This window comes from Candidatus Cloacimonadota bacterium, assembly GCA_028706475.1.
Classification (GTDB): Bacteria; Cloacimonadota; Cloacimonadia; order Cloacimonadales; family Cloacimonadaceae; genus UBA5456.
In genome coordinates this window covers 1-22975 of sequence record JAQWBI010000022.1, presented here as the reverse complement: position 1 = coordinate 22975, position 22975 = coordinate 1, and the positions used below count along the sequence as shown (strand labels likewise).

The following is a 22975-nucleotide window of genomic DNA, read 5'->3' as shown; positions in this document are numbered from 1 at the left end:
CTGCTCACGCCAGGTACAGCCAATGTCTGAATGTGAATCATGTCAGGTCGGGAACGAAGCAGCATTAAGCAATCTCAGATGTGTGCGCTGCCACCTGGCTTTTTTTTGGTAATCGGCTGCAAAATTGCTTAATAATTGTACGATATCATCCATTAGGATTATATATAAAAGGAACTTAAATGAAGAACTATATCTTGCTTGCGCTGTCTCTTCTTGGTCTTGCTTCGCTATTTGCCTACCCGGTACGTATTCAAAGCTGGAACTTGGATCAGGATGTGAAGCAGATAATCGCACTAAATATCAGCATAGACAGCGTAACCAGACACAACGGCACCATCATCGCTTATGTTCGGAACGATACCGAGTATGATTTATTGAAGTCTCTGGGCTTAGATGCCCAACGTATCCCCGATCCCTCCCGGGAATACTATGAACAGCTCCGTGATACCGCCTGGAAATCCAATACGCTGATCAACGAATACTACAGCATACCGCAATACATCAATTTTATGCAGACAAGAGCATCATCCTTTCCGAATATCTGCCATCTGGAGCAGTATGGCACTTCCATACAGGGTAATCCCCTTTACTTCATGAAAATCTCGGATAATGTGACTGTGAATGAAGCAGAACCAGAAGTTAAATTGGTTGCCAGTATTCACGGCGACGAGACCGTAGGCTATGTGATGATGTTGCGCTTGATTAAACACCTTACCGAGAATTACAATATCGACCCGGTGATTACCGAACTGGTAAACAATACCGAGCTATGGATAGCTCCTTTGATGAATCCTGACGGCTATGTGAACGGCGAAAGATACAATGCAGCGGGAATCGATTTGAACCGGAATTTCCCCATGCCCAATGGTATCACAAATCCGGATGGCTACCCTACTGCCACGGAGAACGTTGCCATGATGGACTTTAGTCAAGACCACAATTTCTGCATCGGTATAAATTTTCATGGCGGTGCCCTGGTGCTAAACTACCCTTGGGATTACACTCACGCCCTCACACCGGATAATCAGATGATTATTGATATGTCCCTCACCTACTCCTCGCAAAACCTGCCTATGTACAACAGCAATGAATTCGACAACGGGATCACAAACGGAGCAGCCTGGTATGTGATTACCGGTAGTATGCAGGATTGGAATTATGGCTTTACAAACAACATCGAACTAACCGCCGAAATCAGTAGCATAAAATGGCCAAACACCTCTACTCTAGATGGGTATTGGGATGATAACCGGCAATCTATTTTGGACTTTATCGCTTATGCACAAAATGGCATAAAAGGCACAGTTACAGATTCTGATGGTTCTCCCCTACCCGCCACTATCAGCATCATTGGCAACGACAAGGATATCTGTAACGATACCACCATAGGAGACTACCATCGCATCCTGCTGCCAGGCACATACACTATCCAAGCTTCATCACCGGGATACATACCTCAGACTGCAGTCCTCACTGTACCTGCCTCTGGATCTATAGAACACAATTTTGTGTTGCCACAAGCTTCCATTATGAATATCTCTGGTATTGTGAGAGATATCTCAGGCTTCATCAACCCAGAAGCTACCATAATGATCATGACCGATCCCCAAATCCTGCTCCAAAGCGACGCCAATGGCTGCTTTTACCTGGAAAACATACCTGAAGGAGATTACGAGGTTTCTGCTATAGGATGCGGTGGAGTATTTCACAGGACACTGCAACTGCGTAAGCACGGAGAAGAAGATCTTGTAACTCTGGTGCTGCAACCGCCAATCTTCAACGATGACTTCGAAAATGGCATCATAAATTGGAACGTTACAGGAAACTGGGGCATAGTCCAGGAAGATGGCAGCTCTGTTCTCACGGATTCTCCATCAGGAAACTATTCATCGAATCAGAATATTCCCGTCAGCCTGGTTTCCGCTGTGTCGTTGCAGAACATCGACACTCCCCAGCTCCAGTTCAGAGCAAAGTGGAATTTGGAAAGCGGTTATGATTTTGTGTATGTTGAGGCTTCTTCCGATGGAAACAACTGGGATCAACTAGATGCGATTACCGGGAATCAACCGGACTGGATCAACCTTACCTACTCTCTTGATGCCTATACAAATGGATTCATGTTTCTGCGTTTCCGTTTTGTTAGCGATTGGTCACAAACCGGAGACGGCATCTATATAGACGACCTGATTATCACCGGTACGGATACCGGTGAGCCGATCCTTGGAGATGTGAATCTGGACGGAGTTATCAGCCCTGCTGATGTTCAGGCGGTTTTGGACTACAGCGTGGGAGGAAATCTGAGTGCCGCACAATTGATCAACGCCAATACCGACCTTCTTCAAGGTGTAAAGACTCTGGATGCATTCAACATCTTGCGATATATGAAGGACAGTAACTACTTGTTCCCTCCTCAGGATCCTCTGTCTCCGATTCTGCCTGAAGCAGAGATCAATCCATTTATGGAGGGCGACAATCTGCAGATCGGCCTTTCTGATGAGCTTCGCAGTCTTCACATCAATATACCTTACGGCATCCAGGATCCTACGATTATTCCCCCTGATACGCCATATTATGTTGCCATTAACCAGGAAGATGGATTGCTAAGCTATATCGCCTATGCGTTCGTACCAGAACAAGACATCAGTGTGGCTCTGCAAAATCCTGAAAGCAATTTTAACCTGCTCGCAGAAATAAACGGCTTTGATGCCGAAATCGAAGTGCATCCTTCAGACAGTGCAGAAATCACCATCCCCGGTCCCCAGCTAACACTATGTCAAAACTACCCAAATCCTTTTAATCCCAGCACCACAATCAGCTTCAGTTTACCGGATGCCGGGCCAGCGAGTTTGAAAATATATAACACCAAGGGACAATTGGTCAGACGCCTGCTGGATACTAACTTAAACCCGGGTACTCATTCGCTTGTATGGGACGGTATGGATACCAACAGTAATGCGGTTGGCTCTGGTATCTATCTCTATCGGTTGAAAACAGGTAAGCAGACAATATGTAGGAAAATGGTACTAAGTAAATGAGACACATTGCCCTATCCATCTTCCTGATCCTCTCCTCCCTTTTGCTCAGCGGATGTCCCCAAGCTCCGGTGAAAGAGAAAGCAAAGTCCAGCTATACTTTCCGAAAGGATGGAACGCTGCAAGTTCATTCCGTAAACGGTACTCTGAAAGCTGAGTTCGACGTGGAAATAGTAAAAAGCGAAAAGGAACTGGCTCAAGGGCTCAAATATCGGGAAACTATGGAAGAAAACCAGGGAATGCTATTTGTCTTTGAACAGATTGATTATCATTCCTTTTGGATGCAAGACACTTACCTTAGTCTGGATATGATCTTTATAGATCACTACAACAAGATTATCAACATCGCCAAAGACACTATTCCCTTCAACGAAGACCCCATATATCCTGAAAGAGCAAATAAATACGTTCTGGAGGTACTTGCCGGTACCACAGATAAACTAAACATTATTGAGACGGACGAGGTAACATGGCTAGAAAACTGATCTTCCCTATTATCGCTTTGTTGCTGCTCTTCGGTTGTAAAGCCAAACCCGATGAGATGGACAATGCTACTCACACAGAGACGGAACAATCTGATGAGATTGTTATGGATTCAGAAATGGATAGTCCCGTTGAAAACGATAATCCATTACAAAGCTATCAATACTCTTGGACAAAATCCGAGGATATGCCAGATGTAGTTATCATTATCGATGATTTCGGCAATAGTGGAGGTCAACTTCTGGAGGATTTTGCTGATCTTCCGGATGAAGTGGTTTTTGCAGTACTACCGGATCTTTCCCATAGTGAGGAAGCAGCCAGTATGGCAAGCCGCAAAGGGCATGAAGTGATCATTCACATTCCCATGGAAGCGGAAAATAGCAGTATTAGTCCCGGTGAGAAGTATATATCTAAAGACATGGATGAAAAAGATATTATGAAAACTCTGGATGGTTTTATTGCCCAAATGCCCATGGCTGTTGCTGCCAACAACCACATGGGTAGTGCCACTACAGCTAGCTTGCCCACAATGAAGACGGTGCTAAGCCATCTGGCAAAAAAAGGATTGTTTCTAATCGATAGCGCCACTACTTCTCAAAGCGCGGTCTATAGTGCGGCAAGAGATTTGGATCTTTTTACTGCCAAACGTGATATCTTCCTGGATGTGCCGGATGTCAGCGACGCCACTCTGGCATCAAAGATAGAATCCCTGGCCAAGTATAAAGGGCGCAAAGAACCGATTGTCATCATTAGTCACTGTCATAATCGCGAAAAACTCGATGCAATGAGGAAGTTCATTACTCAGATAGAGAGTATGGGCTTACGCTTGGTATCTTTGCGCGATGCTTTCCCGAAAGTTAGAGCTTAATAATGAGTAATTTGTTGATTGCCGGGCTCCTGATTTGTGGATATGAATCCACAATTCTGAAAAGGAGCGTCGATTTTGCTTGACAGGATACCAAGGCATATAAAATGACTTATAGAGGTAAAGTATGAGAAGGTATATATTACTTACAACCCTGTTTACAGGCCTGATTGTTTCGGCCTGGAGCATCTCTATATACGATATTCAATATACCGCATTCCCCGGTAGTGACAATACTTATCCCTCCCAATACGCTGGAAAGAGCGTTAGCACAGAAGGCATTATAACCGCCGTGAACTACAAATCTGGTGGTTTCTTCATCTCCGAATCCGTAGCTGGGCCTTTTACCGATTTGCTAGTTTTAGAGCGCCGCAGCGATGTTCAGGTTGGAGACCGCATTAGGCTTAGCGGTGTGGTTCAGGAAAGTTTTGGAGTGACCACTTTGCAAGATATCACTTCCCTTAGAATCCTGGAACGCAACCACCCCCTGCCAAAACCCGCCAATCTCACTACTGCCCAGATCACTCACTCTGTAGAAGCTGAAGCTTATGAAAGTGTGTATGCTCGTGTTCATTCAGTCAGTGCTTCCGGGCAGAAAAGCACTCGTAACCGCCTTCTGGTAAGCGATGGCACCGGTATGTGCACAATTTCGTTGGGGAATTTTGGCAGTACAAACATCAATCCCACAAAAAGCACCGGAAATCAGTATTCATCGATTACCGGCATTGTTACATTCAGCTTTGGTGAATTTGCTTTGAATCCTGTTTCCGGTTCAGATATTGAAGTGCACCAGCCTGTTTCGGTTCAAAACCGCAGCTGGGGAAAAATCAAATCCATCTACAAATAATGAGGTTTAAATAATGAAAAAGTTCTTCAAAACTCTGCTCTTTATTGGTGGAACTGCTGCAGCCGCTCATTTGGGTATGAAAGCATACCGTCGCGTAAGTGGAACGGTAAAGCTCTCCAAATCGCTTCCTGAGTTTCTGTCCAACGTATATGGTGAACAACCCAAAGTAGACATCAACCAGACCATGAGTTATCTCTCTATCAAAGTGCGTTTTAGCCAAGAGATTCTCGATAAACACGAGGACATCGAAAATACCATTCGTGAGTATATCGACGATTTTTACCCCGAAGTAGCCAAATGCTCCGTAGATATAGACATTCAGGCCAAAGCTGAGGAAACCGAAGCTTCACCCGAAGAGGAGCCCGATACCGAGGAATAATTCCTTTTGTCTACCGCACACAATCTTGTGGTGGAGTTACTTTACTCCACCATTTTAGTATGCATTTATTATGGCAATGCCACGTAAAGCACTTATCTTATTTATTACAAAACAAAAACATTATGGAGGAATCCCATGAAAGTAATACACTATGACAATGTGGAACTGGAACCAGTAAATGCTGAAGGCGCCAAAGGAGCTCAAATCCGATGGTTGATCAGCCAAAATGATGGCGCTCCAAACTTTGCCATGCGCATGTTTGAAGTGGAACCAGGCGGCCATACCCCCTATCATCAGCATGAATGGGAACATGAACTCTATTGCCTTTCCGGGAAGGGAGCTCTCGTTACAGAACGCGGAGAACTTCCCTTTGCCGAAAACGACATAATGTATGTTGATCCCGGCATGATGCATGCTTTTAAAAACGTAGGCGAGGACACCTTGAAGTTCCTCTGCCTCATCCCTCACGAAAAACCAGCGATGAAGAGGACCATGAATCCTTTCGCTGATGAAGAAGCAAATAACTGCTAAGGGACTTTAATGAATAAGAGCAACAAAGAATACCTCTATAAGCTGTTGAATGTAGCCAGTCCTTCCGGTTTTGAATCCCAAGCACAAAAGATAACCAGAGATTATCTTCGCGGTACCTGCGACGACATTTCTACTGATGTAAACGGCAACCTGATCGCCTTTAAGCGCGGCTCCAGCGATCTGAAGGTGATGATTGTCGGCCATGCCGATGAAATCGGTTTTATGATAAACTACATCGATGAGAACGGATACATCTATGTGAAATCCTTAGGTGGATTTGACGTAAATCTGTTGCCGGGTCTGCGCCTGGATATCCATCACGATGGGAAAATCGTACGTGGAATCATCGGCAAAAACGCCCCTCACATGACTCGTGGAGATTCAGATACTCCCAAGCTGAAGATGGAGGATATTTGGATCGACATCGGTGCCAAGGACAAGAAGGATACTGAAAAAAGAGTCTGTGTAGGAGATATCATTACTCTTCACAGTGAAATCGAAGAGCTTAGCGAAGATCTGATCGTTAGCAAGGCTACAGATAACAAGGTGGGAGTGTATATTGCCGCTGCTGTAATGAAAGCCCTTAGCAAAACACCCATCTCGGCAAATTATTACGCTGTATCATCGGTTGGTGAAGAAACCACCATGAAAGGCTCTCGCACCAGCTCCTATAAGATCGAACCGGATATTGCCATCGCCGTCGACGTAACCTTCACCTCGGATGTTCCCAATGCAGATAAACGCAAATTCGGCGATGTAAAACTCGGTAAAGGTCCCACTCTCACACTCGGTGCAGCGCTGCATCCCGGTTTGAATAAACATCTGCAAAGCTTGGCAAAAAAGCTCAAGATTCCCATGCAGCTTGAGATATCTCCCAGTTATACGGGAACAGATGCCGACGCTATTCATGCTCAACGGGGCGGAGTAGCAACGGCAGTTCTGAGCATCCCCAATCGCTACATGCATTCTCCCAATGAGATTATAAGTCTGCAGGATATTGATAACGCGGTTAAACTCCTCACGGAATTTGTGAAGACAGTAGATACAAAGTTCGACTTGAGTAGATAAACAATTATCTTAAGACACTTGGGCACTGCTTCACCCTAGCAGTGCCTTTATTAGTGTCTCCTCATCCTCCCTTGTTGGAGTTATATTAAAGCAGATATCATCCCGTTATGATCGAGTGCCCACTCGATCATAACGGGATGATATCTGCTTCAGCACTGCTTTATGCCAAACGAAATGACATAGCAAAGCTTCAGTATATTGCAAAATAAAAACCTTAATCTGCAATTCTCTTGACAGAAAGCTAAGGATATTATAACAGGCAGGAGTGGGTGTTACAACCGCGATTAATTCCAGAGGAAGAGGATAGTGGAGAGATTAGTTTCTAAGGCCCTGACAGAAAATCTGCGCGCTACAAAAGTAGCTGAGATCGAACTGGATGAGTCCGCGCTTTGGCTACTTGATGTATCCCGAAACTTCTATGGAGTAAACCAACGCTTACGCAGTTTTCTGGATGAACTGTACCATCCATTTGTGAATCCCAGTATTACTCTGAGCCTGATGCGTGCCAGCGTATTAGGAGATCTTTGGTGGTTTACTTCTCAAAATGAAAATCCCCAGAGATGCATTCGGATAATCTTGGATATGTATCGCAAGGCAGAGGCATTATGCCAGAAAGACGCAGAACGGATGCAGCTTTTCAGCGATTTCCTGGAATTCAGCCAAGCCATGTGTGAGCAGGATCTACCCGATATATTTAATGAGTTACTGCATATTCTGAAGAACTTTATCGAAAACAATCTGCCCCTGTTTATCCGTCTCAGTACTCAGGCTCGCAGAACTCTGATATTCTTGGGTCATAAATGCCATGAGAAAGATGTTGTCGTATCCATGCTAAGATTGATCCTCTCGGAAAACCTCAGCTACTGGCAGCAAAACACAAACATCAGCAAGTGGTTGAAAGCGCTCAAAAATGTACCTGAGAACATAGATGAAAGCCTGTTGCCAAACGACAAATTCTATTACCATTGGCAGAGACACCTGAAACAGGCTTCAAGCCCGGAAGACTTCAAGATAGTGCCTGCCTTCACCGAAATTGCCACCTTGCATCGGGATTACATTCGCGAGTTTGCCTCTCTGAGCCACAGAGTGCAGTATATCTTCTTTCTTTTAGGACAACCCACGATGTTGGATATGATGGACCACCTTTTGTGGGATCTGAATCGGCAATTGGCAGACATGTATCAAGAGCTCTCCATAGATGAAGTTCACGATATGGTCGATACTGTGTTTGACACTCTGAAACACTTTACCGAAACCCATATGAGCATCGTGCTGGATTGTGTTCTGACCATCGGGAGAGCTGTGCTGAAGGGGAGTAACAGCTCATTACACAAGCATATAATCGACCACATTATAGATCTTGGCTTTACTCCTCCGGGTGAAGTACGGATATCCGGAGACTGGCAGATTGAGGTGGACAAAAACCACGTAAAACACCTCAGAATCCTGCTTGAGCTTATCGCCATCAATCCCGTGCAAAATAAAGATCTTCTGGCCTTCACCATAATCAGTATGAGCAAGCACGGAGTATTCATTTCGGATACAGACCTGTTTCAAAAAGACGTCTCTGCGTTTTTGGGCGCCAATATCAAGACCATCTTCGTGCAATGCAAACATCTCTTGCGCATGTTTCCGGTATTCTTCAATGAAATCGGCGCAGAAGGGGAGATAAGAGACACCAGCACCAATCTGGATGAGTTGTCCCAAAGAAAAGACCGCCTGATCCACTTCCTGCGTAAACAGGTTCACACCGAAAGCAATAACACTCATATCACCTTGATAGAATGTATCTTGCGCTATTGGATTACCTTGGATCCCAGCCCTTTGGAGCACATTATCCCCGCCGATGTATGGGAGAGCATTCAGGAGATTGATGAGCGTACGTTGCACCAGAGCCGCGCAACCAAGCAGTTTTTGGCAGATAACAAACTTACGGATTCAGAATTGCTATCGCTATCGTGGCAGAAGGCGGAGATCATCTTTGCAGATATGGAAGAGGATTACTACAATAAACGTCTGAAGTTATTGTGCTATTGCCACTTCCTGTTAAAAGACAAGTACAACCTGGATCCCTACGATATCGTTAAATTCCTTTCCCGTTATAGTTTCTTTGACGGACACGAACAGAATCGCCTGCGCAGCAGCCTAACCCGCAGGGATTATGACAGTTCCATACGGCAGATGCTGACTTATATTGGAAGACTGAATGCTCAGATTCTGGATCCAAAACCCACTAGCCCTTGGGAAAACATCTATTACAAGCGGCATATCGCTGCCGGAATTCCTTCAATGTATGGCATGTATAGAGAGCCCAAATTGGAAGCCATGGGTATGGTGTTCCGCTTGGAGAATGTGATCCGGCGCCTTTTTGAACGTAGTGTGGGACAATTGAATCTGAACTATATAAACGGGAAAACCATGCGCCGCATTGTTCGCATCTTGGAAATATACGATTATGCCATGCGACAGGAGATGGTAACCAGCGATGCCTTCAGTACAGCACTGGCTATGCTTAGCTCAGTTCAGAACATCTCGAATCTTTCCCTGGAGCAATATCTGGATATCTTCAACCTGTTGAAAGACAGTGTAAATGAACTGGCCAATGAATACTATTACCGCTTTTACGACAACCAATTATCACGGGCCAAAGCTGATGAAGACAGTCGTACCAGAAACGAGATTTTTGCCGAAGAATTCTATCGAAACTTGCTCTCAACATCCTTTCTGGTACAGGGTTTGGACAATTTTATTACCAGGATATTGGAATCCCTCACTCAGATGCGACAGCTCTTTAGCAAAGAGAACATCGTCCAACTGATGTCCTACGATCCCGATCGTCTCTTCTTCCATCTATATACTCGAAATTCCCGCATCGAAAACCAAGTGCTTTTGGGCTCCAAAGCCTTCTTTCTGAAGCGTATGCACCAATATGAATTCCCCATTCCTCCCGGTTTTGTGATCACTACTGATCTCTTTAGAAACAGAAAAATCATCAATACCCACCCGGATATCTCCAGCGAGTTTGACCAGTTATTGTGGGATAATTTACATAAGATGGAGCGTTATACAGGCTTGGGATTTGGTGATCCGCAAAAACCACTGCTCTTCTCCGTGCGCTCCGGTGCTCCCATGAGTCTTCCCGGTGCGATGGATACCTTCCTGAATATCGGCCTTACGGATGAGATAACTCTGAAGCTATCTCAACGCCCCAATTACGGTTGGACAGCCTGGGATTGTTACCGGCGCCTGATCCAAAGCTGGGGCATGGCCTACGGCATCCCCCGTGATGAATTTGACAACGTGATGATAAACTACAAGAAATCTTACGAGATACGGCAAAAAACACAATTCTTACCACAGCAAATGCGCGAGATGGTGGATGATTACAAAAAAGTCCTTTCCAATTACAACATATCTCTGGAGCAAGATCCTTACCGCCAGCTTTATAAATCCATATCCCACGTGCTGGATAGCTGGGACACAAAACGAGCCAGGATGTACAGGGCAAAGCTTCACATCGCTGAAGAATGGGGCACGGCGGTAATCATCCAAAAAATGGTCTTGGGAAACATCTCACTAAATAGCGGTACCGGAGTAGTGTTCACACATGCGGATTGGCATAAAGAGCCTGGGATTTTCCTGAATGGGGATTTTACATTATGTAGCCAGGGTGAGGATGTAGTTGCAGGCTTGGTTCATACTCTGCCAATTTCCGAAGCAGAACGCTTTCACCGCAATGGCGACGTATCTTTGGAGAAAGATTTCCCTGCTTTGTATCACAGCCTATTGCGTTATGCCAGGCAACTGATCGAAGATCACAACTACCCCCATCAAGAAATTGAATTCACTTTTGAAGGAAGCTCCGAAAAGCAGCTTTACATACTGCAGACTCGTAACCAGGTAATCCACAAAAGCCCCGAATATCAGGTGTTAGGAACCTCAGATCTGCATCTGGAAAGTCTGGGAAGCGGTATTGGCATCGGCAAAGGCGCAGTGAATGGGATTATAGTGATCAATCAAGAAGACATACACCGCTTTAAAGATCATGGAGAAGCCCTTATTTTGGTACGCCCGGATACTGTTCCGGACGATATGATGATGCTCTTTGAGTGTCAGGGATTACTCACTTCCCGGGGCGGAGTAACTTCACATGCTGCTGTTACCGCAACCCGTCTGGGCCTGATCGGAGTAGTAAATTGCAGAGATTTGGTGGTGAACGAAGAAAACTCCACGTGCAAGATTAAGAATGTGGAGTTTAAGGCCGGAGACATGATTACATTGGACGCCAATGGCGGAACCATATACTTGGGCAAGCATCCCTTGCAAAGCGTACAATCTTTGGTATAGCACAAAAAATAAAAGGAGATCGCAAGCATGAACCTCAGCTTACGAAACAAGAACCTCTTGGGTATCAATGGCTTGGGAAGAATCGGAAAGCTCGTGCTTTGGAATCAGATTCACCTGAAGTACTTCGACGGTATTGTAGTTAATTGTGGTCGTGATGTCGGGAAGACATTGGACGACTTGATCCAAGTGATCGAAACAGACAGTACATATGGTTCCATCCACAAGTTCCTCCACGGTGTGGTAGGTGGTAAAGCGGAAATCAAGATCCTGGACAAAGACAAGCCCATCCTGGAAATCGATGGTATTCCCGTTAAAGTCCTAAGAACTGCAAGAGATACTAAAGACATCAATTGGTTAAACGAAGGCGTGAAGATTGTGGTGGATTGCACCGGTAACTTCCTGGATCCAACCATGGCCTCCGAAGGCGGAAAACCTTGCCTGCGCGGACATCTGGATGCTGGAGCTTTGAAAGTGATTTGTAGTGCTCCTTTCAAGATCAAGGGCACAGCACAGACTCCTCCCGACGCAAAGACCATGATCTATGGTATCAATCACCTGGAATTCAATCCCGCGGAACACCACATTATCTCCGCTGCATCCTGCACTACTACGGGTCTCTCCCACATGATCAAACCTCTCTTGGAAAACAACCTCACATCCAGGATCGTAACGGCTTCCATGAGCACAATCCATGCAGCTACAAACACCCAATCCATCCTGGACAGCGTACCCAAAACCGGAGCCACGGATTTGCGCAAATCCCGCAGTGTGATCAACAATATCATCCTCTCCACTACCGGTGCAGCAAAAGCCCTGGAACTCGTGATGCCAGAGATCAAAAACATCGGATTCATGGCAGATAGCGTACGCATACCCACAAACACGGTATCACTGATAAACCTGAACGTAACCTTCTATACACAGATGGACGACTTGGGTGAACCCTTGATCAACCGCAAGTTAATCAACGATGTATATGCTGCTGCTGCAAAAGGCGCTCAAAAAGACCTTTTAGTGTATAGCGAACGCCAAAATGTGTCAGCAGATTTGATCGGCAGCATGGCTGCTATCACCATAGAAGCACACGAAACTCATACCCGAACCGGTTTTATCAGCTTCCCTCCCGAAGCTCTGGCTCAACAGGGACTTAAAACCGATAAACAACTTGAAATGCCGGTTACTCATGCCAAGATATTTGGTTGGTACGACAATGAGCTTGGCTCTTATGTAAACAGTCTTTCGAGGCTGACCAACTACATAGCCGGTAAAAGCATGTAAAGATTACTAACCAACACAGGCCCGGGATCCCGGGCCTTTTCTGTATACCTACTATTCGACTTTATGCTTGACCGCATACCTGCTCTCTGTAGCGTTGCAAGCATGAAACAAGTATTGATAATCTGTACCGGAAATTCATGCCGCAGTATCATGGCGGAAGCTTTGATAAACCATTATCTAAAGGATGAATGGCAGGCATTTTCCGCCGGTACCCATCCATCCTACGTGCATCCTTATGCGATCATGGCATTGGAGGAACTGGGCATTGATGTTCATGGCTTACGCAGCAAATCCATCTCGGAGTTTTGGGATTCTGAAGACTTGGATCTCGTAATCACTGTATGTGACAGTGCAAAAAGAAACTGCCCCGTCTTTCTAAAACCCATTCCTCGCATTCATCTCAGTCTGGAAGATCCATTAAGATACGGCGTGTTGGATTTTGATGAAGCTATACTAGGCTTTCGAAAAGTACGCACTGAAATCGTGAACAAACTGCTCCCCCTGTTACAGAATTATGAGTCTCGATAAGATAAAACTGAAGCTAATATATACATCCAGACGCAACACCATATGCTATACGGCGATTGATCACGATACTCTGTCCATCAAAGCGCCCCACGGCCTATCCATGGACTACATCCAACAAGACATCAAACGCAACAGAAACAGGCTCCAACAACTCTTTGACAGCTACAACCTGGATTCCCCCTCTTTCGACTATTCTGATGGCTCGAAGCTCCTGCTTATGGGTGATGACTTTACGCTCCACTACATAGATACAGAAGAGTATATATGGTTTTTGAACGTTGATATGCATATACTGTGTGTCTCCAAAGCCCATCAGTCGCAGATAGTGGAGGTATTGAAAGACTTCTACTCCAGCCAGGCGGAATACTTGCGCAGCAGATGCCGGACTCTGGCTTCGGAACACGGCATTAAAGTAAACAGAATTGCGCTCCGCTGGACTCATAGCAAATGGGGATCGTGTTCCACTCTGGGAAATGTGAATCTTTGTAAATTCCTGATCCTGGCTCCGACAGCTATTCAGGATTACATCATTTTACATGAGTTGTGCCACTTGATACATATGAATCACTCCAGCGAGTTCTACGCTCTTTTGGGAAAAATGGATCCAGACTACAAGCTACATAGACATTGGCTGAAAGATAGGGGTAAAAGCTTAAGGATTTTCCCTCAAAACAGTTAAACAGAATCATTATGTCGGTCTCTTCGGTTCCACATATTCGTCCATGCGCTGATAACGCCAGCGCAGAAAGATACGATCCAGTAATGCCACTATGCCAAACAGCAGCATCGAGAGCAGTATTATCACAAAGATCACCGCGAAGACATGAGCCGTATGGAAGGACTTTGTTGCCCGGGTCATATAGATGCCCAATCCGGCTTTTCCCCCCAGCCATTCGCCTATCACGGCTCCCATCACGCTGTATGTGGCAGCCAGTTTCAAACCGGTAAAAAACCCAGGAAGACCAGCGGGAAGCTTCAGATATCGAAAGCACTTGTAGCCCGTTGCCCCCAAAGCCTTCATCAGTCGAAGTTGATCTACGGACACTTGTTGAAATCCCTCAAATAATCCCAAGACAATTGGGAAAAAACACACTAATATCACGGTAAAAATCTTTGCTGATACGCCATATCCGAACCAGATTATTATGATCGGTGCCACAGCAATGATCGGCACAGTCTGAGAAACCAGCAAATATGGATAGATAATCTGCTTGAACAACTTAGATGCATCCATTAAAATCGCTGTAGCAGATCCCAAGACAATGCTGATGAGCAAGCCTGTTACTGCCTCAAGCAGCGTCGGCTTCAAATGATGCCAGATCAAATCTGAATTATGAACGAAAACGTCCAGTACTGCCTTAGGTCCGGGTACTATCCAAAAAGCTATCTTTGCAGTACTGCTGACGAACTGCCATAATATCAACAGCAAGAGCAGGAATCCCAAAGGGAGAAGGCTCTTCTTCACATCTCCCCTACTTGCCTGATCTCCATTTCCAATCGCACTTTAAATCGTTCATACACTGTACGCTGCACGTGTTGGATCAAATCTCTTACATCCCTGGCAGTAGCTCCGCCCAGATTTACAATGAAGCCGCAGTGTTTATTGGATACCTGTGCGCCGCCAATTCTGAATCCGCGCAGTCCGCAATCGTCGACCAGCTTACCGGTAAAATGGCCTTCAGGGCGTTTGAACACAGAACCCGCACTGGGCATATCCATCGGTTGTTTCTCGTTTCTCATCGCATCCCATTTATCCATTGTTGCCCGAATCTCTTCCGGATCGGATACAATCAGCTGAAATACCGAACTAAGGTGGATCAGACCTCTATCCTGCAAGGCACTATGCCTATAGCTAAAAGCATGAGCTTCCTTGTTCAGATGAAGGATGGGATTGCTGCTTTGCAGGCTTTCCAAGCTGGGACTGAGGCATTTGCTGCAATACAGTACATCTTTGATCTCTCCTTCGTAAGCTCCGGCGTTCATAAATACTGCCCCTCCCACCGATCCCGGTATCCCGCAGGCAAACTCCAAGCCCGACAGCCCTTCCTTTTGGCAAAAGTCACAGAGTTCTTTCAGACTCCGCCCAGCGAATGCAGACACATAGTTCTCGTCACGTGTTATCTTATTGAAGCCTTCCATGCTTATCACTAGGCCCCGTATACCTCTATCCCCTATCAATAAATTGCTGCCCTTACCCAGGATGAACCATGGAACTTCATGCTGGAGGGCATATACCAAAAGGGATATCAGGTCACGTTGTGTGTCCGGCTTTGCCAAGACATCTGCCGGGCCTCCAATTTTGAAGCTGTTATAAGGCGCCAAGGGCTCATCAAACATCAGTTTTCCCTGTTCTGCCAGATGTTGGAACTGTTCTTTGATCTGTTTCATATTTTGCTAAAGAACCTCGTGATTTCATTAATGAGTTGCAATTCATCTTTCAATTCCAGATGTTTGCCGGGCAGTATCTCCTTGAAATATGTGCCATAGCGTTTGCGGCTTACTCTGCTATCCAGGATCAAGACAATACCTCTATCGCTTTTGGAGCGGATCAGTCGGCCGAAACCTTGCCGGATTCTCAGTAAAGCGTTTGGCAACATATAATGCATAAAAGAGTCCTTGTCTTCGCGTTCAAGCTTGTCGATATATGCCTCTACTAAAGGCTCTGAAGGTACTTGGAAGGGAATCTTGTATAGAATCAACAGCGACAAGGAATCTCCCTGCACATCCACTCCTTCCCAAAATGAAGAAGTGCCCAAAAGAACCGCATTGTTCGCCTTTTTAAACTCCTCCAGGATGCTGCTGCGGCTGCCTCCTTTACCCTGCACAAAGAGCGGCCTTTGCCCATAATACATGTCGTCAGCCACTTCATTGTACACAATATCCAAATCCCTGTAGGCAGTGAACAAGGCCATTGTGCCCACATCCACAGTCTGAAAGATCTGTTTCAGACAAGACAGTGCCTGAGGTTGAAAATATTTATCTTTAGGCTCCGGCAGGAAGCTGGAGATCAGCAATTTGGACTGCTTGTCATAATCAAAAGGAGAATCCACAAACAGTTCCACTACTTTCTTGTCCTCCAGCAAGTTCAAACCGGATTGGTTGAGGAAATAGCGGAATGATCCTCGAATGCCCAGAGTGGCTGAAGTGAAGACGATGGATGGCACTTGGGAATGCAATAGCTGTTTCAGAAAAACATTTACTTCTATGGGAGCATAGTTCAGAACTGCCGCAGGAACATTACGATCCGGGCGCGGATTGTTCTCTATCCACAAGGCAAAATTATCCAGATCCGGCTCTGTGATGTATAGCAGAACTGCTTCCATCTCACTAAGCCGCATCACAAAAGCCGAGATTGCCTCCATGTGTCGGTCGTAGCCAGCAACCTGCTTGCTTTCCAGAGAGTTTATCACGTTTTCCATGGCCTTGGCTGCTTTCAGTATCTCTTTGAAAAGCAGCAAAAACTTGCCCAGCAAAGCAAATAGATCGGTAGCCTCTGCCTTGGATTTGATGCGCAGTTTGTTGTAAGAATCTGCCGCAGCACACATTGCCGAAGCCAAGTTGAATATGTCCATCGCTGGCTTGCGCGCTTCTTCGATCACATCTTCCAAACGCTTAGCCACAGCCAGACACTGATCCTTCTTTGCTTCGGGTAGCGGACTCTTGGCCAGTGCTTTGTCCCATCCGGCCAGAAAGCTGCTGCTATGAAGCCGTGAGCTGCCCGCAATCTGGTTCATCAGAATGATCACATCTGCGTAAGATATTGTGGATCCCAGATGCTTGGAAGCTGAAGAAATCAGGTTGTGCGCTTCATCAATCACCAGATAGTGATATTCCCCCAAGCTGCTATTCTCCATTCGCATATCTGCCAATAGCAGCGCATGATTAGCTACTACCACAGAGGCATTATCGATCTCTCGACGCAAGTTCATGATGTAGCAATGGTGGTAATGCTGGCACTTACGATTCCCGCATAAATATCTGTCTGAGCATATTTTACGCCAAGTAATACTGAAGCGTCCCCGGTCAAAAGAGGAGTTTTCCGAGATGTCTCCGGTTACGGTCTGCAGCTTCCAAATGTATAGGTACAATAACGCGTGTGCATCCCAAGCACTTAGTTCCCTGCTACTCTGGTTTATTAGTTCTTCCCATCGCCTTTCACAAACGTAATTCTCCCGCCCTTTTATTAAAACCGCTTTGAAGGCTACAGGTAATATCTTCGCCAATTGCGGTAGATCCTTGTAGAAAAGCTGTTCCTGCAGGTTCTTGGTATTTGTGGATACCACAACCTTTGCTTTGCTGCGCTGTGCAAACTCCAGGGCTGGTACCAGATAGGCGAATGATTTTCCCACTCCTGTACCAGCTTCCACCACAAGATGATCCTCGTTTGTGAAAGCTTCGGATACCGCTTTGGCCATCTGAACCTGACCCTGGCGAAACTCAAAATTGGGAAACTTCTGAGCAAATATGCCATCTTCAGAAAACACAGCTTCGATCTGAGGATCAACAGTTGCAGGCAGGGCATTGTCAATCACATTGTAAAAAGGACTCTTGATACCGGAAACAGGAGGAGCTGAGATAGCAGATTGGCGTTGAAAGCGGACTATATCCTCAAAGAAGCTGGTGCTCTGGATCTGTGCCATTTTAGCAAAGGATTGAAGCCGCGCGTTCACAATCATACTGAAGTTTTGGCAGGCGTAATCTCCCAGAGCCATCAGCAATTCTCCGGTTGCTTTGGCATCAGCGTCGGCACGGTGAGCGTTTTCCAACTCTATACCAAAATGCTTTGCCATCGTTCCTAACTTGTGATTTGTGCTCAAGGGCAGATAGGTTCTGCTCAGCTCTGCTGTATCCCATGTACCATTATCTAGCGGAAAGTCTGCCAATTTGCCATAGTTATAGTTGATGAAGCCCAGATCGAAGGATACATTGTGCCCCACCACGATGTCGGAACCAACAAAGCTCTTCAATCGAGGCAATACTTCAGCAATATCTGGTGCACTGTCCACATCCTCATTAGTAATATGAGTAAGGAACATAATGAACTTCGGCAAAGCCTGACTTGGCCTTACAAATGTGTCGAATACTTCCACAGCTTTGCCTTGACGAAAGCGGATAGCAGCTATTTGGATGATCTCGTCTTTGCGCTCCGATAGTCCGGTAGTCTCGATATCCAGGGCAGTAAAATTCAGCGTCTCAGAAAACTTCATCCCTCGTCCCTGAATAGATTGTAGCGCTGCAATTTTTTAATGAGACCCTGGCGCGAAAGCCCCAACTCTCTGGCTGCCTGGGTTTGGTTCCAGTCATACTTTTCCATGCATGCAGAGATCATTTTCCGTTCAAGTTCTTCCACAGCTTCCTTCAGATTTTGCTTTGTGCTCAAGAGGTCAATTGTGCGGCTGTGCTCAAAGTGACGATGCACTTCCTCCGAGAAATCCGAGGCATGAATGAAAGTATTGTCTTCCACCAAAGTTACTGCTCGCTCAATTTCATTCTCCAATTGGCGCACATTTCCCGGAAATTCATAGTTCTCCAAGGTCTTCATGGCTTCATCTGTAAAGCCCGATACATTTTTGCCAATGCGTTTGTTGTATTTATCCAAAAAGTGGATCGCAAGAAGCGGGACGTCTCCAGGACGATTTTTTAGGGGTGGTACTTGAATGCGGATCACATTAAGCCGATAGTATAGATCCAAACGAAAATCACCTTTATTCACCTTATCCAAGAGCGGAACATTGGTGGCGCAGACCACGCGAACATTCACTTTCTCCGTCTTGGTGGCGCCAACCCGTTTCACCTCACCTTCCTGCAGGAATCGCAGCAGTTTGGCTTGAGTGGATTGACTGATGTCGGCAATCTCATCCAGGAAGAAAGTACCGCCGTCGGCTATTTCAAAGAGACCCTTCTTATCGTATGCTGCTCCGGTGAAACTACCTTTTACGTGACCAAACAGTTCACTTTCCAGCAGGGTTTCAGGCAGAGCTCCGCAATACTGAGCCACAAATGCTTTCCCAGCGCGATTGCTGCCATAATGCAAGGCTCTGGCGATCAATTCCTTTCCAGTTCCGCTATCTCCTTCTAAAAGCACTGTGGTAGGGGTGTCCTTCACCTTTTCTATGATCTCGAAAATCTTCATCATCTCCGGACTTTTACCAATTATATTGGCATATAACCTGCCTTCGTGAAGCTGTTCCCGAATGGTAGCATGTGTCTTTTCCAGATTTGCGTTGCGGATGTTCTCGATAATTACGATTATCTGATTTGATAACGCATTCAAGAGGTTGATAATGCGTTCGCTGAAGTAGCGTGAACCGCTTTTGCAGAAGAGCAATACCGCACCCAGGGTATCCTTGCGGATGGATAATGGCAACAGCAATATATTGTTGTATGATGCCGCAAAATGAGGTTGCTTGTAGTTTAGTACTTTGTTCTCCTGATGTACTTCCGCACATAGATACATGAAGCTATCATAATCCTTGTCTTCCGCCGAGAAATTCCTGAATATCTTATATTCCCAAGCATCTGGTAGATTTGCTGTACTGTGCAAACATAAAATACCGCCGTCCGCCTCCGAAATCTCTATCAAGCTAGTAAGAGATTGCTCGATAATCAGATCCAGATCTGTAATCGTATTCAGCTTCTGCGTGATCTCATAAAATTGATTGAGCAGGTTCTCTTCAAACTTCACTTCTTGCATCTGCGAGGAATATTCGCGGGAAATCCTTTGCATCAGTATGTCATTCTGTTCCAAGAGCTTTATGGAGCCATAATGCTGAATCACTTTCTTGTTGTTTTTCAATATCTGCAGAGCCTGTTCCCATTCTTCCAGATCCAACAGCACTTCGGCCAATTCGTAATTTGCCAAAGACAGCTCGTAATGACTATTTGTGGCAACAAAGCGTTTGAGTGCTTCTTCCAGATGCGTTTTGGCGTTTTCCGGATTCTTGCGTTCCAAGAGCGCACGCAGATAGTATGTCCAGCCGATTTCGAAGTCATTCTGTTGTTCTGTAGCAAGACGGAAAGCTTCATTCAGAAAATAATCCGCACTATCGGCATTATGAGTCATAATGAAGTAATAGGCCTGGTTTTGGCAGCCTTCGATAATCTTGTCCCTGGCACCAAGTGCTTTGAAGAAATCGAAACTCTCCATCAGGTAGCGGTATGCATCTTTGAACTTGTGCAGTTTTGTGAGCACCGAGCCCAGATTGCCATAGAGCTCTGCTTTGATGTATTCATCGCTCACTGAGGGTAGCATCTCCAAGCCCTTGAAATATAGGTCATAAGCCAGGTTCAACTCACTACTCTTTTCATATACTTCACCCAGGTTGTTGAAGGAGCGCAGCAACCCCTCGCCAAAGCTGTTTTCTTCGCTTAGCTTGATGGCTTTTTCATAATAGCTGATGGAGCCCTTCCAATCTCCCTTCTTGAAACTGAGTGCCCCCAGATTGTTCAGAGACGCCACAGTGTTTCGGAAGAAATTGAATTCTATAGCTGTTTCCAGGGATTTCCTCAGCGCATCTTCAGCTCTGTCGAAATCACCGTGGTCCATCATTGTAACCCCAATGTTGTTGTATATATTGGTAATATTGTATGGTTCCGAGAGCAGACGCTGTATCTTCAGAGCTTCTTCCAGATAGTATAAAGACCGGGCAGCATCACCCTTATCGTCCATCAATCCGCCCAGGTTATTGAAGCACACAGAAATACCGTTCAGATTGTAGTAGTCCTTTTCCAGGGCTAAGCTTTTTAGAAAGTATGTCTCACTCTGCTCCCAATCCCCCTGAAACATGTACAACACACCCAGATTGTTGTAGATTGCCGCCAGTCCGGCATGATCATCGGCAAGGCCGTACATAGTTTCAGACTCCTTGAATGCTTCTTCAGCTTGATCCCATTCATTGATGTAATAGTGTATTTTCCCCTTGATTTTCTTAGCTTCCGCCTGAATCAGATAGCGCTGGTGCTGGTCTTCGATGTTGCCCATGGATTGCAGCACCGTATCAAGAGTCTCAAAAGCCTCGTTGAACTCTTCGCTTTCAGTAAGGATATCTCCTTTCAGCAGTTGGATTCTGGATTTCCAGTAGGCATCAATCGTAGCAGGAGAGTATTTTTTTATGATCTCCAGGGCAAAGCTATTTGAATTCACGGCAAAAAGCGTATTAGACAGGTTGTACACAATCTCTTCCGCCGGCAAGTTGTTTTCCGTGCATATATGAAGGCATTGACGATAGTAGTCTATTGCCTTATCCTTCTGACTGATGCTCGAATAGCAGGCTGCCAGCTTTACCGTATTTTGCATCTTTTCCTGGGCATTCTTGCTAATCGAAAGAAGATAATCGTAGATGCTGATGCAGCTTTCTCCGTCTGAAATCAGCATAAACAGCTGCAACATCTCATTGAATAGAGCCGCATTGTAAGCTGCATAACGGATGTTCAAGCGCAAGAGCACCTGCGGCAACACATCGTTTTTCTTCAGATACGTGCTGATCTTCTTCAGCAAAGCGGGGGTAGAATCCGGATTCTCTTCCAGCCACAATCCAAAAGCACGTTTCTTCTGAACCACGCAAGTGTCGTTCACGATTGCCAACAAACCACGCTCCACCAAAACCTTGCTATCGGTCTTTATTCCCTTACGTCCCAATGCTTCGGAGATATCGCTCAATTTCATCCCATCCAGCGTATATGCAGTTATCAAAAGTTCCAGCTGGCTCTCACTAAGATACTGCAAGCTTTGATAGTACACTTCGTGAGGATCGTAGGTCTTTTCCAAATACAGACTCAGGTCAAAGCCACCCTTGGGTTTTTGTCCTCTCATCTCTGAAAAGATCCGTTCCAGGATCATAAGGTTACCACCGGATATTTTATGCAGAATCTCTCCTTCGGAGATATAGCTCAATCCCGCTTCGGGGAAAAGGTTGCTCAGGAGCTTTTGCAGATCCTCTGCTCCCAAACTGGGCAAGTTCTCTTCTATTGAGAAGGGGAACAGCCGCTTTTGCGAAAGAGCAACTATCTGAATCCCCGTATCTGCCGCATATTGAACCAGATACTGTAGGAAATCCCTGCTATAGGCATCCAATACATCACTATCATCCACAATCAGCACAAGAGGTTTTAGGAGGTCCCGCTTGAGCAATTGCTCGGTAAAGTAGTAGAAGAAGTCGTATTTCTTGCCGGTCAGGTATTTCGAATAATGCTCTTCAAAGAGCTCCATCTGAGCATGCTCATCCAAACCTGTCAATATACCTACCAGCTCTGTAAAATGATTGAAATACAGGGGATGAGGGCTAAAGTACACAATCTGCGCATACTTCTCTTGCAAAGCGGAGATAATTGGCGTAATGAGGTAGGACTTTCCAGAACCGGACTTGCCGGTAATCTCCATCAGGTGACTGTGACTGCTGTCTTGAATTTGTTCCAGCACGCGCGACAAATTAAAGCGCTCGGATACGAATTCATGCATCTGTTGATATAGCTTTTCAGGCATTCATCATACTCCTGAATCAGTTTGTTGACAGTACAACTGTAAAAAGAATTGACATACTGTCAAGCAAAAAAAGCCCCGCGCTTCGGATTGTCCAATTGAGACTAAGAAGTGACACCTGATAAGAAGTGACACCTGA

General features: G+C 45.6%; 15 protein-coding genes and 1 other RNA gene. 12 read left to right on the top strand and 4 right to left on the bottom strand.

Annotated features, from left to right (window positions below; translation table 11 throughout):
- Positions 1-7 precede the first annotated feature (7 nt).
- From ffs to PHF32_05505, 12 genes are all read left to right on the top strand, one after another.
- Positions 8-103, top strand: an RNA gene (gene ffs, locus PHF32_05560) — signal recognition particle sRNA small type.
- A gap of 76 nt (positions 104-179) precedes the next feature.
- The gene (locus PHF32_05555; GenBank protein ID MDD4560186.1) at positions 180-3035 is read left to right on the top strand and encodes a M14 family zinc carboxypeptidase; all 2856 of its coding nucleotides are present in this window, start codon (positions 180-182) and stop codon (positions 3033-3035) included.
- Positions 3032-3517 carry a DUF192 domain-containing protein gene (locus PHF32_05550; protein ID MDD4560185.1) on the top strand — a complete coding sequence of 162 codons (486 nt, stop codon included), beginning with the start codon at positions 3032-3034 and terminating at the stop codon, positions 3515-3517. Before PHF32_05555 ends, PHF32_05550 begins: the two co-directional genes overlap by 4 nt.
- Positions 3502-4383 carry a divergent polysaccharide deacetylase family protein gene (locus tag PHF32_05545; GenBank protein ID MDD4560184.1) on the top strand — a complete coding sequence of 294 codons (882 nt, stop codon included), beginning with the start codon at positions 3502-3504 and terminating at the stop codon, positions 4381-4383. The genes PHF32_05550 and PHF32_05545 overlap by 16 nt, the downstream gene beginning before the upstream one ends.
- A 124-nt stretch (positions 4384-4507) precedes the next feature.
- Positions 4508-5227, top strand: coding sequence for a hypothetical protein (locus PHF32_05540; GenBank protein ID MDD4560183.1), 720 nt, complete (start codon positions 4508-4510; stop codon positions 5225-5227).
- A gap of 13 nt (positions 5228-5240) precedes the next feature.
- Positions 5241-5606 (top strand): hypothetical protein, encoded by a 366-nt coding sequence (locus PHF32_05535; protein ID MDD4560182.1) that lies wholly within the window; start codon positions 5241-5243, stop codon positions 5604-5606.
- Positions 5607-5741: 135 nt separating this feature from the next.
- Positions 5742-6137 carry a cupin domain-containing protein gene (locus PHF32_05530; protein ID MDD4560181.1) on the top strand — a complete coding sequence of 132 codons (396 nt, stop codon included), beginning with the start codon at positions 5742-5744 and terminating at the stop codon, positions 6135-6137.
- Between the two features lie 9 nt (positions 6138-6146).
- A complete protein-coding gene (locus PHF32_05525) occupies positions 6147-7205 on the top strand; it encodes a M42 family metallopeptidase (GenBank protein ID MDD4560180.1) in 1059 nt (352 codons plus the stop codon).
- A 306-nt stretch (positions 7206-7511) separates the two neighbouring features.
- On the top strand, positions 7512-11552 hold the full coding sequence (locus PHF32_05520) for a PEP/pyruvate-binding domain-containing protein (GenBank protein ID MDD4560179.1): 4041 nt from the start codon (positions 7512-7514) through the stop codon (positions 11550-11552).
- A 27-nt stretch (positions 11553-11579) separates the two neighbouring features.
- Positions 11580-12830 (top strand): glyceraldehyde 3-phosphate dehydrogenase NAD-binding domain-containing protein, encoded by a 1251-nt coding sequence (locus tag PHF32_05515; protein MDD4560178.1) that lies wholly within the window; start codon positions 11580-11582, stop codon positions 12828-12830.
- A gap of 102 nt (positions 12831-12932) precedes the next feature.
- Positions 12933-13358, top strand: coding sequence for an arsenate reductase ArsC (locus tag PHF32_05510; GenBank protein MDD4560177.1), 426 nt, complete (start codon positions 12933-12935; stop codon positions 13356-13358).
- Positions 13345-14037, top strand: coding sequence for a SprT family zinc-dependent metalloprotease (locus PHF32_05505; GenBank protein ID MDD4560176.1), 693 nt, complete (start codon positions 13345-13347; stop codon positions 14035-14037). Before PHF32_05510 ends, PHF32_05505 begins: the two co-directional genes overlap by 14 nt.
- A gap of 9 nt (positions 14038-14046) precedes the next feature.
- On the opposite strand, the gene PHF32_05500 is transcribed toward PHF32_05505, so the two are convergent.
- The 4 genes from PHF32_05500 to PHF32_05485 are packed head-to-tail and all read right to left on the bottom strand — an operon-like array spanning position 14047 to position 22839.
- On the bottom strand, positions 14047-14823 hold the full coding sequence (locus PHF32_05500; protein ID MDD4560175.1) for an ABC transporter permease: 777 nt from the start codon (positions 14821-14823) through the stop codon (positions 14047-14049).
- Positions 14820-15746 carry a UDP-N-acetylmuramate dehydrogenase gene (gene murB, locus PHF32_05495; protein ID MDD4560174.1) on the bottom strand — a complete coding sequence of 309 codons (927 nt, stop codon included), beginning with the start codon at positions 15744-15746 and terminating at the stop codon, positions 14820-14822. Before murB ends, PHF32_05500 begins: the two co-directional genes overlap by 4 nt.
- Positions 15743-18565 (bottom strand): helicase C-terminal domain-containing protein, encoded by a 2823-nt coding sequence (locus tag PHF32_05490; GenBank protein MDD4560173.1) that lies wholly within the window; start codon positions 18563-18565, stop codon positions 15743-15745. Before PHF32_05490 ends, murB begins: the two co-directional genes overlap by 4 nt.
- The gene (locus PHF32_05485; protein ID MDD4560172.1) at positions 18562-22839 is read right to left on the bottom strand and encodes a sigma 54-interacting transcriptional regulator; all 4278 of its coding nucleotides are present in this window, start codon (positions 22837-22839) and stop codon (positions 18562-18564) included. The genes PHF32_05490 and PHF32_05485 overlap by 4 nt, the downstream gene beginning before the upstream one ends.
- Between the last annotated feature and the right edge of the window lie 136 nt (positions 22840-22975).